Raw genomic sequence first — 18,702 nt, forward strand, 5'->3', positions numbered from 1 at the left:
CCTATTTATTTATCGTTATAATAATGAATAAATTAACATATAAGAAATATAATTATAATATATCAAAATCTTAATAACCATTAAATTACCTAAAAAAATAGGATTTGAAATAATTTTTCAAATCCTATTTTTTAATTGCAATATGTTATTTTTAAAACAAATATTGATATTTTAGTATAAGTGCACAGTGGCATTATAGCTTTACTATTGTATTTTTATTTTATTATAATTTTTCTTACCTCTTTTTATTAAGGCAGATCCATCTTTAAAATCATCTTCGTTTAACGTTCTTGTTAATTCAGTGATCTTTTCTCCATTAATAGATAAACCACCTTGTTCTATTAATCTTCTTCCTTCTTTTTTAGATGGAACTATTTTAGCCTTAGCTATTACATCTAAAACTGTTGAACCTAAATCTTCTTTAGCTATAGTTACTGTTGGTACATTTGACATGTCAGCACCACCTGAGAATAAAGCATTAGCTGCTTCTTCTGCTTTCTTAGCTTCTTCATCTCCATGAACAAGTTTTGTAACTTCATAAGCAAGAATTTTCTTAGCTCCATTAATTTCAGCACCTTCTAAGGCACCTAATCTTCTTACTTCATCCATTGGTAAGAAAGTTAATAATGCTAAACATTTTTCTACATCTGCATCATCAACATTTCTCCAATATTGATAGAAGTCAAATGGAGATACTTTATCAGCATCAAGCCATAATGCTCCACCAACAGTTTTACCCATTTTTTGTCCTTGGCTATTAGTTAATAATGTACAAGTCATAGCCATTGCATCACCTTGTGCTTTTCTTCTTACAAGTTCAACACCAGCAATCATGTTAGACCATTGATCATCTCCACCAAGTTCCATCTTACATCCATATTTTTGATTTAAAACATAAAAATCATATCCTTGCATTAACATATAGTTAAATTCTAGGAATGATAATCCTTTTTCTAATCTTTGTTTAAAACATTCTGCACTTAACATTCTATTAACTGAGAAATGAACTCCTACTTCTCTTAAAAAGTCAACATAATTAAGATCTAGTAACCAATCTGCATTGTTTACTATTAAGGCTTTATCATCAGAAAAGTCTATAAATCTTTCCATTTGTTTTTTTATAGAATCAACATTATGTTGTATTTGTTCCTTAGTAAGCATTTTTCTCATATCAGTCTTACCACTTGGATCTCCAACCATTGCTGTTCCGCCGCCTAATAAAGCTATTGGTCTATGTCCTGCTCTTTGCATATGAGCCATAAACATCATCGCTATAAAGTGACCTACATGTAAACTATCTGCTGTTGGATCAAATCCTATATAAAAAGTTACCTTCTCATTTTCTAATAATTTTCTTGTTTCCTCTTCATGAGTAAATTGTTTTATGTACCCACGATCAAGTAACTCATCTAATACATTTGCCATTACTATAAACCTCCTAAATTATTGAACTAAGTTCAATTATCTACTATTATATACATTTAACTTACAATATTTATAGTATATCGTTATCCTTATATTTTGGCAACAATTCAAAAGTTAATAATTAGACTTTGTTTTATGTTAGTATTGATATATGCATAAACAAAGTGGTCTGAGTAATTAAAACAAAACCATGCTTAAAGAGAAATAACTTATAATTTCATACCTACTACAAAATCAAGTTTTAACTTAAAGCATGGTTTGATTATTGGTAATATTTTAAATAAATGTTGATATTATAGTATAAACATGTTATTGAAATAGTCAATAAATATTTATCTATAAACTATTTTTAATTCTACCACTTCCTTTTATATCTATATCTACCTCAACATTAAGTTCTACTTTAGATAAATAGTCTTCTTCTTTTTCATATCCATATTTTTGATTTAATAAATTCACTACTTGCAATATATCTACATTTTTTTCTCTATACTCATTAAATGTATCTTTTAGATGTGTTTTTATACTTTCTTCCTCTAATTTGCAAATACTATTTAAAAATTCCTTATCCACTATAAATTTACTTTGTGATTCAGCAATATTAGTTTTTAACTTAAGTTTTTTATTTAATACTATTTTGTCATTAGAATAATCTACAGATGTTTTTATTTTAGAATCTAATATCTTTAATGTTATAAAATTATTTTTTTCATTTGGATTTACAACTTCTAATATTCCACTTTCAATTTTATTAGTTAGTAGATTATAACTTAATGTATTTAATGTATCTATTTTTCCAATCATTCTATCATTTCGAATTATTGTTCCACCACCTAATTCTATTTTTTTATCTCGTGCATCTTCCTTTAATTTTAATGTACTCATAATAGATAAATTGTTAGGTAGTAATCTTTCTATCATATACTTATTTGTATTTAATTTTATTACTTTTGAAGAATTTTCATTTTTTCCTACTAAATCATCTAAAAACAATCCTAAGTACTCTTCATCGCTGCTTGATAATTCTAAAAGTTTATCCACATCATCAAAATAAGCAAACATGTTTGGTGTTATTGGAAATTCAGGATCATTATTTATTAAATCTACATATTTTTTCACTCCATTTTTAACAGCATTCCCAGTAAAAATATATGCTCTATTTTGAGTAAAATTTAATTTAAAACTAGCTGCCATATTAACATCTCTAATAGCTTCTAAAGCTGTTTTTCCTTCACCCTTATATATTAATCTCTTTCCTTTTTCAATACTCTCATTAGCATTTCTAAATGCTTTAACACAATCTAAGTACAAAACAACATTAGAATTTTCATCTTCATCAAATATAACGCTAGTTACAAAAGTAACCTTATTTATATCATGATAATTAAAACAGGAAACCATAGAAAATGACATTAAAATTACTAATAAAATTATAAAAGCTCTTTTAATTTGCATTATTTTTCCCCTTTCCTATTATTGTCTTAGAAATTTTACTTAATCTGCCTCTAAATATTGTATCCCTAAATTTATAAGTTGTATCTGTTGCAATAGGAAATAAAAATGAATATCCTCCTGTTTCTAAATCTGATATATTACTTAATAAAATTATAAATGACATAAAAAATCCTGGTAATCCAAAGAATGCACTAAGTATTACAACACCTATTGACCAAATAGAAATCGCTCCATATATTTTAGGAATCAAAAAGTAACTCAATGTACTTAATGCAACTATAATAATTGTTATTCTTGATGCTATACCAGCCCCTACTGCTGCATCTCCAAGTATTAATGCTGAAACTATACTCATAGCTCCACCAATTGGTTGAGGCAACCTTAATCCAGCCTCCTTAATCAGTTGGAAAGCTAACATCATTATTATCACCTCAAAAACTGTTGGAAACGGGACTCCAGCCCTTGCAACAGCTAGCCTAAATGTAAACATTGGCGTAAGTAATGAGAAATGATGTGTAACAACAGCTACATATAATCCTGGCATAAATGTAGCCAAGAAAAATGCAAGCCATCTTAACACTCTCAAAAAATTTACAAAAAGTCTATTTAAATAATAGTCATCTGGGGTTTGGAAATTTTCTAAAAAGAAATATGGAATTGTTAATACAAATGGTGTTCCATCTACTAGTACCGCTACTCTTCCCTCCATTATTTTGGCTGCTACTTCATCTGGCTTTTCTGTATATCCAACAGTATCAAATAATGAATCTTTCTTTCTTAATTTAGCTTCTATATAATTAGTATCTAATATAAAATCTAAATGTAAATTATTGATTGTTTCCTTGACCTCATTTATTAAATAATCCGGTGCCACTCCTTCTATGTAACACAAACATACAACAGTCTGTGATTTTTCTCCAACATATAAAGGTTCAAATTTTAAATCTGAATTTTTAATTTTTCTTCTTATTAATGAAATACTATTAACAAATAATTCATTAAAACCTTCCCTTGGACCCTTTACTACTGATTCTGTAACAGGGATACTTATACCTCTAGTGGGAAACCCCTTTACCTCACAGAAAATCATTTTTTCTTCATTTTCAAATGTTAATACTATATCTCCTGATAATATATGTAATACTGCATCATCCAAATCTTTGACATTACCAACTATATTAATCTCTAATACCTTAGTGACAATATCATCTAAAGACTTGCATTCATAACTATAATTTTTCAGTGGACTTACAATATAATCACTAATAAATTGTGAATTACACAATGTATCAATAAATATCAAAGTTGCCTTTCCAAGTTTAGTATCAACATCCCTATACTTTACATCAAATGCTTTTTCAAATCTTTTTTTAAAATAATTTAGATTTTCATTCATAAATACATCACCTAAAAATATTATCTCTCTTAAATGGTTTAATATTCATTTTTTTGTTAATACTAAAATCAAGGTATTATTTTTATTGAAATAATCAAAATATAATTTGAATCATTATTTGATCACCATGGAAAATTTATGAATTATTATATATAGTACTTAAAAGGGGCGAATCTCAAATGAAAAACTATTTATCAACCAAACATTTCGTAATTTTAATATTAGCAACCACATTAATTAGCCTTAGAACTTATAGTTCATTCTTTATAAAATATGGCAAACAAGATACTTGGGTATATTTATTAATATCATTATTAATTTTGATATTATTTTTTTATTTTATAATAAACACATTAAGTAAATTAGACAGTCCGGATTTAGTGAAATCAATGAAAAAATATTTACCTAAACCTATTGCACATATCTTTTTATTTTTATTTTCAATTGGACTATTATTAAATGCTATAGAAAGTACATCAATAGAATCTAATTTTATATATACAAATTTATTTTTAGAATCCTCAATTGGATACTATCTATTACTATTTCTTGTTCCTAGTATTTATTTATTAACAAGAAAATTTTCTTCAATATTAGTATTTGTTATAGTTGCTTTTTCTCTTTTATTGTTAAATGATGGTATACTTGCTGTTTTAATTGAACCTTATAAAAATTATAGATATATTTTCCCTATTTTACATAATGATTTAAATATAGATTCAATAAAATGTATACTCTTTTTATTGGGCTCTCTATCCTCAATTTGTATTGTTCTTCCTTATTTAAAGTTACTAAACAGTAAAAAAGATTTAAAAAAGAATACTCTAATTTCACTCTTATTTGTTTCGATAATAACAATATTTTCAATTATAGGAGTAATTGCAACATTGGGTGCTGAAAGATCAGCTAACATATTTTATCCTGGATTTATTCAATCAGATATAATTCAGATATTAGAATTTATAGAATTTGGTGAATTCTTTTATATTTTTAGAATTGTTGTGGGGTTCTTTATTAAGTTTGTATTATCTGGATATGCAATATTTTTAATTTATCACGACAAAATAAAAAGTAAAAAAATATTCTTCAGTATTTTTTTAGTTGTAGTTCTTATATTATCCTACTTAGTTTCAAATAATAGCTATATACTATTTTACTTCTTAAAATATTTTGAATTGGCATCAATAGTTTTACTACTATTAATACCACTTATATCGTGTTTTATAATTTCGATAAAATTAAAAGTTAATTCAAATAAAAAAAGTATTGTAAATTAAGGTCTTAAATTAATCATAAATAAAAATCGGATAATAAATATTTATTATCCGATTTTTATTTTGCAATATAATAGTTTTATATTAAGTGAATTAACATTTTAGTATAAACACAAATTTGCATTGAAATTTTCTTTTTAGAATTCTCAATAAAGATTTGTTGAATTAATTATTTATCAAAATGAAGTACCCAAAAGTGATTATCAAAATTTGATATTTATTCCGCAAACCTTCACACAGTCCACTTTGCTTATGCACATATCACTAATACTTAAAATAAAGATTAATTCAACACCGCTTTTTTAGCTTTAAGCAATACCCCACTTAACGGTAATGCTATAACTACTCCAGTTGTAACTTGAATTATATTACCTACTATATCTTTTGAAGCATATATTAATCCTTGAACTACTCCTGCTTTTTCAGTTAAAAATCCTGCCATAATTGTCCCAGCAACAAAATAACCTACAATCATAAATACTCCACTAATAGCAAATGCTGTTGTATTCTTTATAAAAGAATTATTACTTTTCATTTTCTCCAAAATACATCCAGCAATATATGCCATCATTCCTTTAATAATTAATGTAAATGGAGCCCATAAATAATAACCACCTAATACATCAACAAGAAACATTCCTAATGCACTTGTTATAGCACCTTTTTTCTTTCCTAGTAATACTACAGATAAAAACACCATGCAATCCCCAATGTGAACAAAACCTCCAAGTGATGGAATTTTTATTATACTACCTGCCAGATATACTAATGCTATCATAAGCCCCATTAGCACCAATTCTTTAACATTTAAAGTTTTACTTTCACTTTGCATAATTTTTTCCCCCTAAAATAAATTTAATGAGCTTATTATATATTCCAACTCGATTCATAGCAAATGTACCCATACAATTCATAAAATAAATGACTATTTAAACTTTGTTAGTTGAAAATGGAGAGTTGAGAATTTCGCTCGCTTTGCTTATGCATATATCAACGCTCTGCTAAAACAGAGCCATATTTTAAAATACTAATTATTGTAATAATTGACTTACATCTATGCAATACCTATAATATAAGTATTATTATTTACCTTAGAAAGAGGGGTTTTTATGTCAGAAAATATAGTTGAAAGTAAAAAAGTAATATTTAGTGGTATTCAACCTTCTGGTGATTTAACTTTAGGGAATTACCTTGGAGCGTTAAAAAATTGGGTTAAATTGCAAGATGAATTTGAAACTTATTATTGTGTGGTTGATTTACATGCTATAACAGTACGTCAAAAACCTGCTGATTTAAGAAGAAGAACTTTAGAATTATTATCTATATATCTTGCTGCAGGAATAGATCCAAATAAAAATACATTATTTATACAATCTCATGTACCAGCTCATACTGAAGCTGCATGGATACTTACTTGTAATACTTATATGGGTGAACTTAGTAGAATGACTCAATATAAAGATAAATCTCAAAAGTATGGTGATTCAATAGCATCTGGTTTATTTAATTATCCAGTATTAATGGCTGCAGACATACTTTTATATAATACAGATTTAGTTCCAGTTGGTGCTGATCAAAAGCAACATTTAGAATTAACAAGAGATATTGCTGCAAGATTTAATAATACTTATAGTGATACTTTTAAAATTCCTGATCCTTATATTCCAAAAGCTGGTGCAAAAATTATGAGTCTTCAAGATCCATTAAAGAAAATGTCAAAATCAGATGACAATCCTAATGGCTTTATATTAATTATGGATCCACCAGACGTTATTAAAAGAAAAATTAGTAAATCTGTAACAGATAGTCTTGGTATAGTAAACTATACTGATGATCAACCTGGAGTTAAAAATTTATTAAATATATTAGGTACTATTAAAAGTGTTGATCCTACATCTTTAGTTGCAAACTATGAAGGCAAAGGCTATGCCGAACTTAAAAATGATGTAGCTGATGCTGTAATTGAAGAATTAGTTCCAGTCCAAGAAAAAGTTAAAGAATTCTTAAAAGATAAGAAAAAACTTGAAGAAATTTATTCAGAAGGTGCTAAAAAAGCATCTTATATAGCAAATAAAACTTTAAGAAAAATGCAAAAGAAAGTTGGATTCATTCCAAGATAAAATTTGTAATAATTACAAAAAGCTATGATTTTTAAATCATAGCTTTTTGTTTTAAAGAAATGTTGATATCTTAGTATAAGATTACATTTATTGCTTGTCTTATTTTTATATTAGAAGTAAGCTAAATTGGACTATATTAATTTTATATCCCTAAATTTAATTACTCTGCCCAGCTTTGCTTATGAATATATCAACATAACCTTTTATTTAAGCTTAAATTGTTGTATTTCATCATTTAAGTTATTTGATAATTCTTTTAATTCACCTGCATATTTAACAAATTCATCAGTAGATGCAGACACTTCTTCAGTTGATGCTGATACCTCTTGTGATGACGCTGCTGTCTCTTCTCCTATAGCAGATAAATTTTGAACTTGATTTACAACATTATCTTTCTTTAAAGTAACTTCATTAATTCCTTCAGCTATTTCTTCAACTCTATTTGTTAAGTTATTTATTGAAGAAATTATATTGTTAAATATACTTTCTGCATTTAATACAGACTTTTCCTGACTATTAACAGCATCATTAGTCTTATCAACCTCATTTACTGCTTTATTAACATTTGTAGCAACTTCTTTTATTATTGAATCAATTTCTTTTGCTGATTCAGATGTTTGTTCTGCAAGTTTTCTTATCTCTTCAGCAACAACTGCAAATCCTTTACCAGATTCCCCTGCTCTTGCTGCTTCTATGGCTGCATTTAATGCTAAAAGATTTGTTTGTTCTGTTATTTTAGCTATTGCTTCATTCATTAAAGCTATATTTTGTACACTTCCTGAAACCACTTTAACAACATTGCTTACATCTAAAGTGCTTGTTTTAGTTTGACTTGACTTGTCCATTATGTCTTGTATCATATCAAGCCCTTTTTTACTTAAACCATCTGTATCTGTTGCTAATTTACTTATATTTTTAACCGCATCATTTATTACATTTATTTCATTAGATACACCATCTAAATTTTCTGATAAACTTTGAAGATTTTCCGCTGACTCCATACTTCCATTTGATATTTCTCCAATAGTATTAGCAACCTGACTAATAGCTAATGATACTTCTTGACTCATATTTGCTAATCCTGATGAAGTATCGTTAACTCTATGAACTGATGTATCCACCTTCCCAATTAAATAAGAAATATTTTCAAGCATTTCATTAAAACTCTTTCCAAGCTCTTCAAGTTCATCTCCCGTTGAAATATTAATATTATCTGTAAAATCTCCATTTGCTGCATTTTTAATTACTTCTTTAATTTTATTTATATTTTCAGATAATTTAACAGCAAAATTTCTTCCTAAAATTATTACAAATATTAATAATACAAGTGCTGTTATTATTAAAATCCTTTTATAACTTTGTTGTGATTTCATAAGTTCAGCTTCAGGTATTTTAAGTAATATTTTCCATCCAGTTAAATGTGAAGTCGTAAAATTTATACTATCTTTCTTATCTTTTTCACCAATTTTAGTAAAACCACTATCTGAATTTAGTATGTAATTCCATTCTTGTTTTTTAGCTATATCAGCATTTCCTATTAGCTCTTTATTTGTATGTGCTATTACAATACCATTATTATCAATAATTGCTAATTCCCCATTATTGCCGTACTTAATATTCTCTATTGCATCTGCAAGACTTGTTAATTTAAAATCTATACATAAAGCACCTTGTACTTTACCATCTTTTATAATAGCCTTAGAAATTGTTGCTACATATTGTTTTGTTGCCATATCTACAAAAACATCTGTAAAAGCAAACTTGCCATTCGCATCTTTAGCTTTTACATACCATTCATTTTTTGTATAATCTTTATCATCAAAGTCTGCATCAGGATATATAACAAACTTTTTACTATTTCCACTATAATAATATGCATTTTCAATATCTACATTTCCATTTTTAAACAATTTTAAATCTTCATATAAAGCATTATTGTCAATTTCACTATCATCAAAATTATGTCTAGTAATAATATGATTTAACATTGTTTCAATACTATTAATTTTTGTATTTATAGTTTCATCTACTGCTTGTCCTAAACTCACTCCACTTTTCTTAAAATCTCTATCACTAGAAATTGAAAATCCTACTATAGATGTTATTCCTAATACAAAAATCGGAATTGCTGCAACAGTTATCATAATTGCTATTAATTTACTCTTAAGAGTTTTAAAATTTAATAATGAAACTTTATTTTTAGATCTTATTTTATTATAGCGCATCAAAATCCCCCTTTATTATTTTTTATTAGAATAATATATTATGTTCTTTAGTTAATTTATATTAATATTTTCGTAAATATATATATTTTCTTGAATTTTTTGTAGTTTTTAGTTTTTTAAATTTTAGATATAAATCTTAATAAAAAAATATTAACATTTTAAAAATTAGTAAAAATAAAAAGATATGATTTAAACTCAGTACAAAATCATTAATTTATTACTGGATTAATCATATCTTTTTACATATGTCAACGAATCCTTTTATTTAAGCTTAAATTGTTGTATTTCATCATTTAAGCTATTTGATAATTCTTTTAATTCACCTGCATATTTAACAAATTCATCAGTAGATGCTGATACTTCTTCTGATGATGCTGATACTTCTTCTGTTCCTGCTGCGGTTTCTTCTCCTATAGCTGATAAATTTTGAACCTGATTTACAATATTATCTTTCTTTAAAGTAACCTCCTCAACTCCAGATGTAATTTCTTCTAATTTGTTTGTTAAATCATCTATTGATAATAATATATTATTGAAAATATTTTCTGCATTTAAAACTGATTCTTCTTGACTTTGCACTGCTTTACTAGTTTCTTTTACTTGGTAAACTGCTCTATCAACATTTGTAGAAACTGTTTTTATTGTTTTATCTATCTCTTTAGCCGATTGTGCTGTTTGCTCTGCTAATTTTCTTATTTCATCTGCTACAACTGCAAATCCTTTTCCAGCTTCTCCTGCTCTTGCTGCTTCTATTGCAGCATTTAATGCTAATAGATTAGTTTGTTCAGTAATTTTAGCTATTGCTTCATTCATAAATGCAATACTTTGTACACTTTCTGCAACGATAGAAACTACATTGCTAACATCAATTGTGCTTTCTTTAGTTTGACTTGATTTATCCATAATAGTCTTTATCATATCAAGTCCTTCTTTACTTAAATTATTAGTGTCTATTGCTAAATTATTTATATTTTTACTTGCAGTATTAATTGTATTTATTTCAGTTGATACATCTTCTAAATTACTTGATAAAATCTCAAGATTTTGTGCCGATTCCATACTTCCCTTAGAAATTTCACCAATAGTATCTGCTACTTGAGAAATTGCTGATGATACCTCTTCACTCATACTAGATAAATTAACCGAAGTATCATTAACCTCTTTAATAGAATTATCAATATTATAAATTAATCCTGAGACATTTTCTTGCATGTCATTAAAACTCACAGCTAATTCTTCTAATTCATCACCAGTTAAAATGCTGATTTTTTCACTAAAATCTCCAGTTGCTGTCTTTCCTATTGCTTTTTTAATCTTAATTATATTTTTAGCTAATTTAATAGAAAATACTCTTCCTAAAATTATTGCAAGTGTTAACAATATAATTGCTGTTATAAATAAAACTATTTTATAACTTTTTTGAGCTTCTTTAAATTCTGAGTCAGGAATTTCTAGTAATATTTTCCATCCAATTTCATCTAATGTTGTAAAATTAACTTTATATTGAGACCCCTCAATATTCATATCTATAAAATCTTCATTTACATTTAGTATGTTATTCCACTGTGAATTATTGGTTATATTATTATTTCCTATGTATTCACTATTTGTATGTGCAATTACTGTACCGTTTTTATCAAATATTGCTAAAATCCCATTTTTACCATATTTAATATTAGATATTGATTTTGCAATACTGCTTAAATTAAAATCTGCGCATAAAACCCCTAGAAATTTATTGTCCTTAACAACAGTTTTAGAAATAGTAACCACATACTCTTTATTACTTATATCTTCATATACATCTGTTATACCAAATTTATCCTTTGATTCCTTTGCTTCCTTTGCTTTTATATACCAATCTCTAGTTGTATAATCACTCTTAGGCATATCTTCATAAGGATACATTACAAAATTTTTACTATTTTCACTGTAATAATAAGCTGTAACTATATCTTTATTTCCTTCTTTAAATAATTCAAAATCTTCATTTATCTTTCTGTTTGATTCTTCCGTATCATCAAAGGTATTATTATTTATTATGTAATCCATAACCTCTTCTACAGTATTAAATTTTGAATTTACATTTTCTTTAACAGATTGTCCTAAACTAATCCCACTTTTCTTAAATTCATTATTACTTGAAATCGTAAATCCAGTAAGTGATGAAATACCTAATACTAATATAGGAATTGCTGCAATACTTATCATTATTGCAACCAATTTATTTTTAATAGATCTAAACTTTAACTTAATATCTACTTTTTTATTAGCCTTCATTATAACTATCCCCTTTTATTGTTTTATAATATAAATATCGATAATTTTATTATCCACTTGAGCATTTTTTATTTTAATTTTTAATTAAATTTAATAATATACAACTTAATTTAACAATAAAAAGCATAAAAACCATTTAAAACTTAATAATATAAGACTCTGTTTTAAATGATTTTTATGCTTAACTACTTTATTATATTTATACTATATAATTATTTATTTTATTTTTCATCCCATGGATTACTTTTTAGATATTCTATAAAAGGCTCTCTTAGTTCTTCTCTTTTTAACGCAAATTCTACAGTTGCTTGTAAGAACCCAAGTTTATCTCCTACATCATATCTTCTTCCTTCAAAATTATACGCATACATAGCTTCTTTACTGATTAAAGTTTTTAATGCATCAGTTAATTGAATTTCTCCACCTTTTCCTGGCTTTGTATTTTCTAATATGTTGAATATTTCAGGAGTTATTATATATCTTCCTAAAATTGCTACATTGCTAGGTGCTTCTTCTGTTGATGGCTTTTCAACTAAATCCTTTACTTTATAGACTCTATCTTCTATATGGATTCCATCAACTATTCCGTATTTTGATACGTTTTCTTGTGCTACAGTTTGAACACCTAAAATAGTAGTATTATATTCACCAAAACAATCTATTAATTGTTTTAAACATGGTTCTTCACTATCAACAACATCATCACCTAATAAAACTGCAAAAGGTTCATTACCTACAAATGTTTTTGCACAATGAATTGCATGACCTAATCCTTTAGGTTCTTTTTGTCTAATATAATGTATATCAACCATATCTGAAATATTTCTTACTAATTCTAAAAGTTCTTCTTTACCTGACTTTTCTAATTCAAATTCTAATTCTATAGATTTATCAAAGTGATCTTCTATACACTTTTTATTTCTCCCTGTTATAATAAGTATTTCTTCAATGCCTGATGCAACTGCTTCTTCAATTATGTATTGAATTGTTGGTTTATCAACTATTGGTAACATTTCCTTAGGTTGTGCTTTAGTAGCTGGTAAAAATCTTGTTCCAAGTCCAGCTGCTGGAATAATCGCTTTTTTAACTTTCATCTTTATATCTTCCTCTCATAAGGTTATATTTTTAACTTTAGGCACATGAAAATAAATAATAAGCCCAAAGTTGCAATGGATATTTTTCATCAGGCAAGAAGATAAATTGCCCTCATATCGTCATTATTAGGTCAATTTTTCGACGCAGTATGATGGAAAATAGGCGGGCAAAGGGACTTATTATTTTTTTGATTGTGCCTTAAATAAAGTTTTCACTTGTAATTTTAACTATTCTTATGTTATCACATATTTACCAAAGTGTTAATATGTAATAGAAACTCTTAATATATAGTTGCTTAATTTTTAAATATTTAAAGGTTTTTTTAATATTTTTATAAAATTATAATATTTTTATTATTGTTTTAATTTAAATTACTGGTCATATATTGTTATTTTGTATTGAGGATATACTAATGTTATGTTAATATCTAAAAGTATCACTTATTAATAATAATTAGTACTACATATAATATTCTCAATAATTTTAGGAGGAAACTATTATGAAAAAAAACACAAAAGATATAATTATAATAGGATTTGCTTTATTTGCTATGTTTTTTGGTGCTGGTAATTTAATATTCCCACCATTTTTAGGTCACATGGTTGGTGATCAATATATTTTAGGTATCATAGGATTTGTCTGCACTGGAGTTGGATTACCGCTTCTTGCTATAATAGCTGCAACAAAAGGTGATGGTACATTTGAAACTATGGCTTCTAAAATAGGTCCAAAATTCGCTATAATTTTTACGACAATATTATTTATAGCAATTGGTCCTATGCTTGCAATTCCTAGAACTGCTGCAACTACATATGAATTAACAATAAGCCCTTTAGTACCTAGTCTTAGTCCTCTTATTTCAATGATAATATATTTTGGAATAAATTTAATTTTTGTGCTAAAGAGATCTTCTATAATTGATACTATTGGTAAATACCTTACTCCCATGTTAATACTTATATTAACATTTATAATTGTAAAAGGTATAATATCCCCTATAGGACATGTTGTTTCTACTAATGTAACCGCTGTATTGTCGTCTTCATTTATAGAAGGCTATCAAACAATGGATGCATTAGCTGGGTTATTATTTGCTACAGTTATTACAAATACACTTAAAGAAAAAAAATATTCGAACAAAGAATTACTTCCTATGACCTTAAAATCAAGCGGTGTTGCTGTAATTGGTTTAGCATTCATTTATGGTGGCTTAATGTTTTTAGGTGCTCAAACAAGTGGAGTTGAAATTCCAGATTTATCTAAAACAAGCTTACTATTATTAATTTCAAATGATATATTAGGTAATATTGGTACTACTATAATAGGAATTGCTATTGGCCTTGCTTGTTTAACAACTTCTATAGGCTTATTAACTGCTGGTTCTTCATTTTTCGAAAAAGCATCTAATGGAAAACTATCTTATAAAATGAATGCATTAGTAATTTCATTAATAAGTATTATAATTGGTTCTCTTGGTGTTGATAAAATAGTTAAAATATCTGGTCCTATTTTAAGTATTTTATATCCAGTAACTATAACTTTAATAGTTACTACACTAGCTAATAATTATATAACAAATATAAAAGCAGTTAGAATAGGTGTTTATACCTCATTAGTATTTGGAATATTAGAAATAATACCATCTATTAATTTAAACTTTATTCCTCTTGGAAAGTTAGGATTTTCATGGCTTATTCCAACTATAATTTCTATCTTAATAGGATATATTATATTTCCACTAAGAAAACAAGATGCAAGTTCATTAATATAATAAACATCTTTATTAAAACAAAATGCAGAAGGAAAAATTCCTTCTGCATTTTATTTTAATTACTTTCTTCCTTTAAACTCATCTTTCATATCTAAAGTACTAAAGTTTTCTAATGGAAATTGCACTGGCATACCAGTCTTTCTTGATTTATATGCTGCAAGAATTATAGACATAGCATTTCTTCCCTCTTCACCGGCTATTAAAGGCTTTCTATTGTTATTTATAGCATCTATTACATCCTTAAATAATGGTGTGTGTCCTTCGCCATATACATTGTCTATTTTAACATTAACTTCTTCTTTAACAGCATCTTCATTTTCGCCATCAAATCTCCAAGTTTCAAGTTCATTATTTGCAAGTCCTCCAATACAAACTGCTCCAGTTTCTCCAAAAATACTTAATGTCTCTTCTAAATTCTTTGGATAAACACAAGCTGAACCTTCAACAATACCAATAGCTCCATTTTTAAATCTTATAATTATTGCTCCAAAGTCTTCCGCTTCAATGTCTCTTAAATAAGTATCACATTCAGCGTATACTCTTTCTATTTCTCCACCCATCATCCATTGAAGTAAATCTATATTATGTATACATTGATTCATTAATGTTCCACCATCTAATTCCCAAGTTCCTCTCCAAGGTGCTTGTTCATAGTATCCCATATTTCTATTCCAAAGGATTCTTGCTGTACCATTAACTAATCTACCAAATTTATTTTGTTCAATAGCTTCTCTTAACTTCTTAATTGGCTTATTAAATCTGTTCTGATGACAAACTGCAAGCTTAACATTATTTTCTTCTGCTACTTTAATCATTTCATTAGCATCTTCAATTGACATAGCCATTGGCTTTTCTATTAGTGCATTTATTCCTTTTTTCATACAGTAAATAGCTATTTCTGCATGGTATCCACTTTCAGTAGCTATTGTAACAACATCTATATCTTCTTTTTCAACCATTTCTTTATAGTCTGAATATGCATGAACAGTATCTTGTGCTAATCCACATTTTTCTATGTATTCAGCTTTTTTTGCTTCTGCCTTTTCTAACATAACGTCACATGTTGCAACTAATTCTGCTTCTTCAATATTCTTTGATAAAGCTTCAACATGTTTATAAGAAATTCTTCCACAACCAATAATCGCAAATTTTAATTTTTTCATAATACTACACGACCTTTTCTATATATTTAATATGCTTAAATTTTATTATAAATTATAACACTTAACCCCTAGCTTACTATAAATTACTCTTAAGCTTAAGAGTATTGTTTATACTACAATATCAACTTTATTTTAATTACATAGTTTTTCTATATACATTTTAATATAGTTTTTACTATTATATAAATATCAAAAAATACATTACTTTTGTTTATGTATTCTAAATTTAATGCTAATTTATTAGGCATAATTGTATTTATGTAAAATTCTTCTGGATTTTCAGCTTTTCCAAGCAGCGCATTTTCATCCTTATATCTTATAGATGCCAAATCAGTTATTCCTGGCTTTACTTCAAGTACCTTTCTTTGCTCATCATTATACATCTTAACATACCTTGGCACCTCAGGTCTTGGTCCAACTAAGCTCATATCGCCTTTAAATACATTTATTAATTGTGGTAATTCATCTAATTTATATTTTCTTAAAAATGAACCTATCTTAGTAATTCTATTATCATTTCCTACAGTTATTTGCTTTCCTAATTTTTCAGCATCAACTACCATAGTTCTAAACTTTAATATTTCAAAGTCCTTGCCATCTTCTCCGACTCTTATCTGTTTAAAAAATACCGGACCATCAGATCCTGTTTTTATCATAATAGATATTAAAATAAATATTGGACTTAAAATTATTATTCCTAAAGTAGAGCATATAAAATCAAATACTCTCTTAACTATCTTATTAAAATTGTTCATGAATACACTCCTACAAAATCAATTCTAAATTTACTGTTATAAACTTTTTCTATATTATTGCATAATTTATTAACAATATATTTAATAGATATTTTATCATTTTTAAATAATTTAAGTTGTAAATATATTAATTCTTCATAAATTCTTAACTTATTTCTTTAAAGCATTTAAAAATTTCACTGCTAAACCATGATAAGTATGATTTTTTAATACATAGTCATTTCCGTTTTGACCCATTTTATTCTTTTCATCATCACTTAATTCTTTAATTTTTAATACTGCTTCAACTACTGCATCAGGATTTTCTGCTGGTACTGTTATTCCACAGTTAGAATCCTTAACTGGATCATTTGAAGCTTCTATTGCATAAATTACAGGTCTTGCTGCCATCATATAATCAAATAATTTATTTGGACTAACTCCGTAATTAAATAAGTTTTGTTTCTTTAAACTTATATAACAAATATCTAATAATTGTAATGCATTATCCATATTATCTTTTAATACTGGATCTAAAAACTCTACATTTTTTACATCATTAGCTTTTGCATAATTAATTAACTCATCTTTGACATTACCTTTTCCAACTAAAACATACTTAACTTTTTCATCTTTAGTTTTCTTTGCTGCATCTATCATTGTATCTAATACATTTGCTGGTGAATGATTTCCTGTATATCCAACTAAGAAATAACCTTGCTCTTTTAATTCTTTAAGTCTTTCAATAGTCTTTTCTGTTGGTGGATTTTTCTTTTCACCAAGTATTATTCCATTTGGAACATACACATACTTATCAGTTGAAAATCCTCTTTCTCTTATATGCTTATCTGCATTAGGTAAAATTGATACGATAACATCTGAATTTTTATAAGCAAAGTCTTCAGCTCTTTGAAGCACTACTATTGCTGGATTTTTCTCAGAAAATCCTCCAATTTCCATAGGACTAAGTGGCCATAAATCATGTATTTCAAAACAAAGTTTTGCATCACATCTCTTAGCTATTCTATGAGCTGGATATATATCTAAAGGGTATGTCGATGATGCTATAACTGCATCTGGTTTATAATTATCTGCAATTTTTTTATAATTCATTCTTAATTTATACATAAAAGTTGATATGTTTTTTATTCTTCCAATTCCATTTCCACTGTATTCTGGTGTTTTCACCCATACATATGTAATTCCATCTATTATTTCTTCTTCAAAATCCTTTGTAATCTTAGGATTGTTTTTTCTTAAATGAGAAAAATCAGCACCTAATATAGTAACATTGTGCCCCATGTTTTTCCATTCTCTAGCCATATAATATGGTCTAAATTCCATTCCATGATAATCAGAACCAGCATAGTGGTTTATAAGTAAAATATTCATTTAAAATTCTCTCCTTAAATTATGTAATATATAACTTAATATTTACATACTTATAAATAGAAACTATATTATTTTTTCAATTCCATTTGTTATACTTTTCATATTTACATTATACTAATATTTTTTATCTCATAGCTAGCATTCATAATACTCCTANNTAGGAGTATTATGAATGCTAATTCCTTATGGATATAACAATTTCTAAGTCTCAAATAGAGTAAAAATCCCATCTAAGATAAAAATTTTGTTTATAATTCTAGTAGATTATAACATAAAAAAAATTTTATTTAAATCCATAAGAATTAAATAAATAAAAAGCTTACAATCTTTATTTTATACGATTATAAGCTTTTAACATATAATTTACTTTTA

13 protein-coding genes are annotated in these 18,702 nt (G+C 26.6%); 3 read left to right on the forward strand and 10 right to left on the reverse strand.

From position 1 onward, the window contains the following. Positions 1 to 204: 204 nt before the first annotated feature. The 3 genes from tyrS to NG904_RS13610 form a co-directional block, all read right to left on the reverse strand. Positions 205 to 1,425 (reverse strand): tyrosine--tRNA ligase, encoded by a 1,221-nt coding sequence (gene tyrS / locus NG904_RS13600; protein WP_252232039.1) that lies wholly within the window; start codon positions 1,423 to 1,425, stop codon positions 205 to 207. Between the two features lie 336 nt (positions 1,426 to 1,761). Next, entirely contained in the window at positions 1,762 to 2,880 is a 1,119-nt protein-coding gene (locus tag NG904_RS13605) for a Ger(x)C family spore germination protein (RefSeq protein ID WP_252232041.1), read from the reverse strand. Then, positions 2,870 to 4,276: a spore germination protein gene (locus tag NG904_RS13610; protein ID WP_012450321.1), complete on the reverse strand. Its 1,407-nt coding sequence runs from the start codon at positions 4,274 to 4,276 to the stop codon at positions 2,870 to 2,872. The genes NG904_RS13605 and NG904_RS13610 overlap by 11 nt, the downstream gene beginning before the upstream one ends. Positions 4,277 to 4,455: 179 nt before the next feature. On the opposite strand from NG904_RS13610, the gene NG904_RS13615 reads away from it, so the two are divergent. Continuing rightward, entirely contained in the window at positions 4,456 to 5,553 is a 1,098-nt protein-coding gene (locus NG904_RS13615) for a GerAB/ArcD/ProY family transporter (RefSeq protein WP_012449583.1), read from the forward strand. A gap of 280 nt (positions 5,554 to 5,833) precedes the next feature. On the opposite strand, the gene NG904_RS13620 is transcribed toward NG904_RS13615, so the two are convergent. Further along, a complete protein-coding gene (locus NG904_RS13620) occupies positions 5,834 to 6,382 on the reverse strand; it encodes an ECF transporter S component (RefSeq protein WP_252226615.1) in 549 nt (182 codons plus the stop codon). Positions 6,383 to 6,659: 277 nt separating this feature from the next. On the opposite strand from NG904_RS13620, the gene trpS reads away from it, so the two are divergent. Next, positions 6,660 to 7,670 (forward strand): tryptophan--tRNA ligase, encoded by a 1,011-nt coding sequence (gene trpS, locus NG904_RS13625; RefSeq protein ID WP_252211812.1) that lies wholly within the window; start codon positions 6,660 to 6,662, stop codon positions 7,668 to 7,670. A 203-nt stretch (positions 7,671 to 7,873) separates the two neighbouring features. On the opposite strand, the gene NG904_RS13630 is transcribed toward trpS, so the two are convergent. The 3 genes from NG904_RS13630 to galU form a co-directional block, all read right to left on the reverse strand. Continuing rightward, positions 7,874 to 9,895 (reverse strand): methyl-accepting chemotaxis protein, encoded by a 2,022-nt coding sequence (locus NG904_RS13630; RefSeq protein WP_252232049.1) that lies wholly within the window; start codon positions 9,893 to 9,895, stop codon positions 7,874 to 7,876. A gap of 261 nt (positions 9,896 to 10,156) precedes the next feature. Continuing rightward, positions 10,157 to 12,175, reverse strand: coding sequence for a methyl-accepting chemotaxis protein (locus tag NG904_RS13635; protein ID WP_252232051.1), 2,019 nt, complete (start codon positions 12,173 to 12,175; stop codon positions 10,157 to 10,159). A 221-nt stretch (positions 12,176 to 12,396) separates the two neighbouring features. Next, the gene (gene galU / locus NG904_RS13640; protein ID WP_252232053.1) at positions 12,397 to 13,269 is read right to left on the reverse strand and encodes a UTP--glucose-1-phosphate uridylyltransferase GalU; all 873 of its coding nucleotides are present in this window, start codon (positions 13,267 to 13,269) and stop codon (positions 12,397 to 12,399) included. 500 nt (positions 13,270 to 13,769) lie between these two features. Between galU and brnQ the strand changes: the two genes are divergently transcribed. Continuing rightward, positions 13,770 to 15,041 (forward strand): branched-chain amino acid transport system II carrier protein, encoded by a 1,272-nt coding sequence (brnQ, locus tag NG904_RS13645; RefSeq protein ID WP_252232055.1) that lies wholly within the window; start codon positions 13,770 to 13,772, stop codon positions 15,039 to 15,041. 59 nt (positions 15,042 to 15,100) lie between these two features. Here the strand turns inward: brnQ and NG904_RS13650 are convergent, their stop codons facing one another. From NG904_RS13650 to NG904_RS13660, 3 genes are all read right to left on the reverse strand, one after another. Further along, complete coding sequence (locus tag NG904_RS13650) at positions 15,101 to 16,204, reverse strand: Gfo/Idh/MocA family protein (RefSeq protein WP_252232057.1); 1,104 nt, start codon at positions 16,202 to 16,204, stop codon at positions 15,101 to 15,103. 149 nt (positions 16,205 to 16,353) lie between these two features. After that, a complete protein-coding gene (locus tag NG904_RS13655; RefSeq protein WP_252232059.1) occupies positions 16,354 to 16,959 on the reverse strand; it encodes a sugar transferase in 606 nt (201 codons plus the stop codon). Positions 16,960 to 17,109: 150 nt separating this feature from the next. Beyond that, a complete protein-coding gene (locus NG904_RS13660; protein ID WP_252232061.1) occupies positions 17,110 to 18,330 on the reverse strand; it encodes a glycosyltransferase family 4 protein in 1,221 nt (406 codons plus the stop codon). Positions 18,331 to 18,702 lie beyond the last annotated feature (372 nt).

This window comes from Clostridium sp. ZBS15 (assembly GCF_023845705.1).
Taxonomy (GTDB): Bacteria; Bacillota; Clostridia; order Clostridiales; family Clostridiaceae; genus Clostridium; species Clostridium aquiflavi.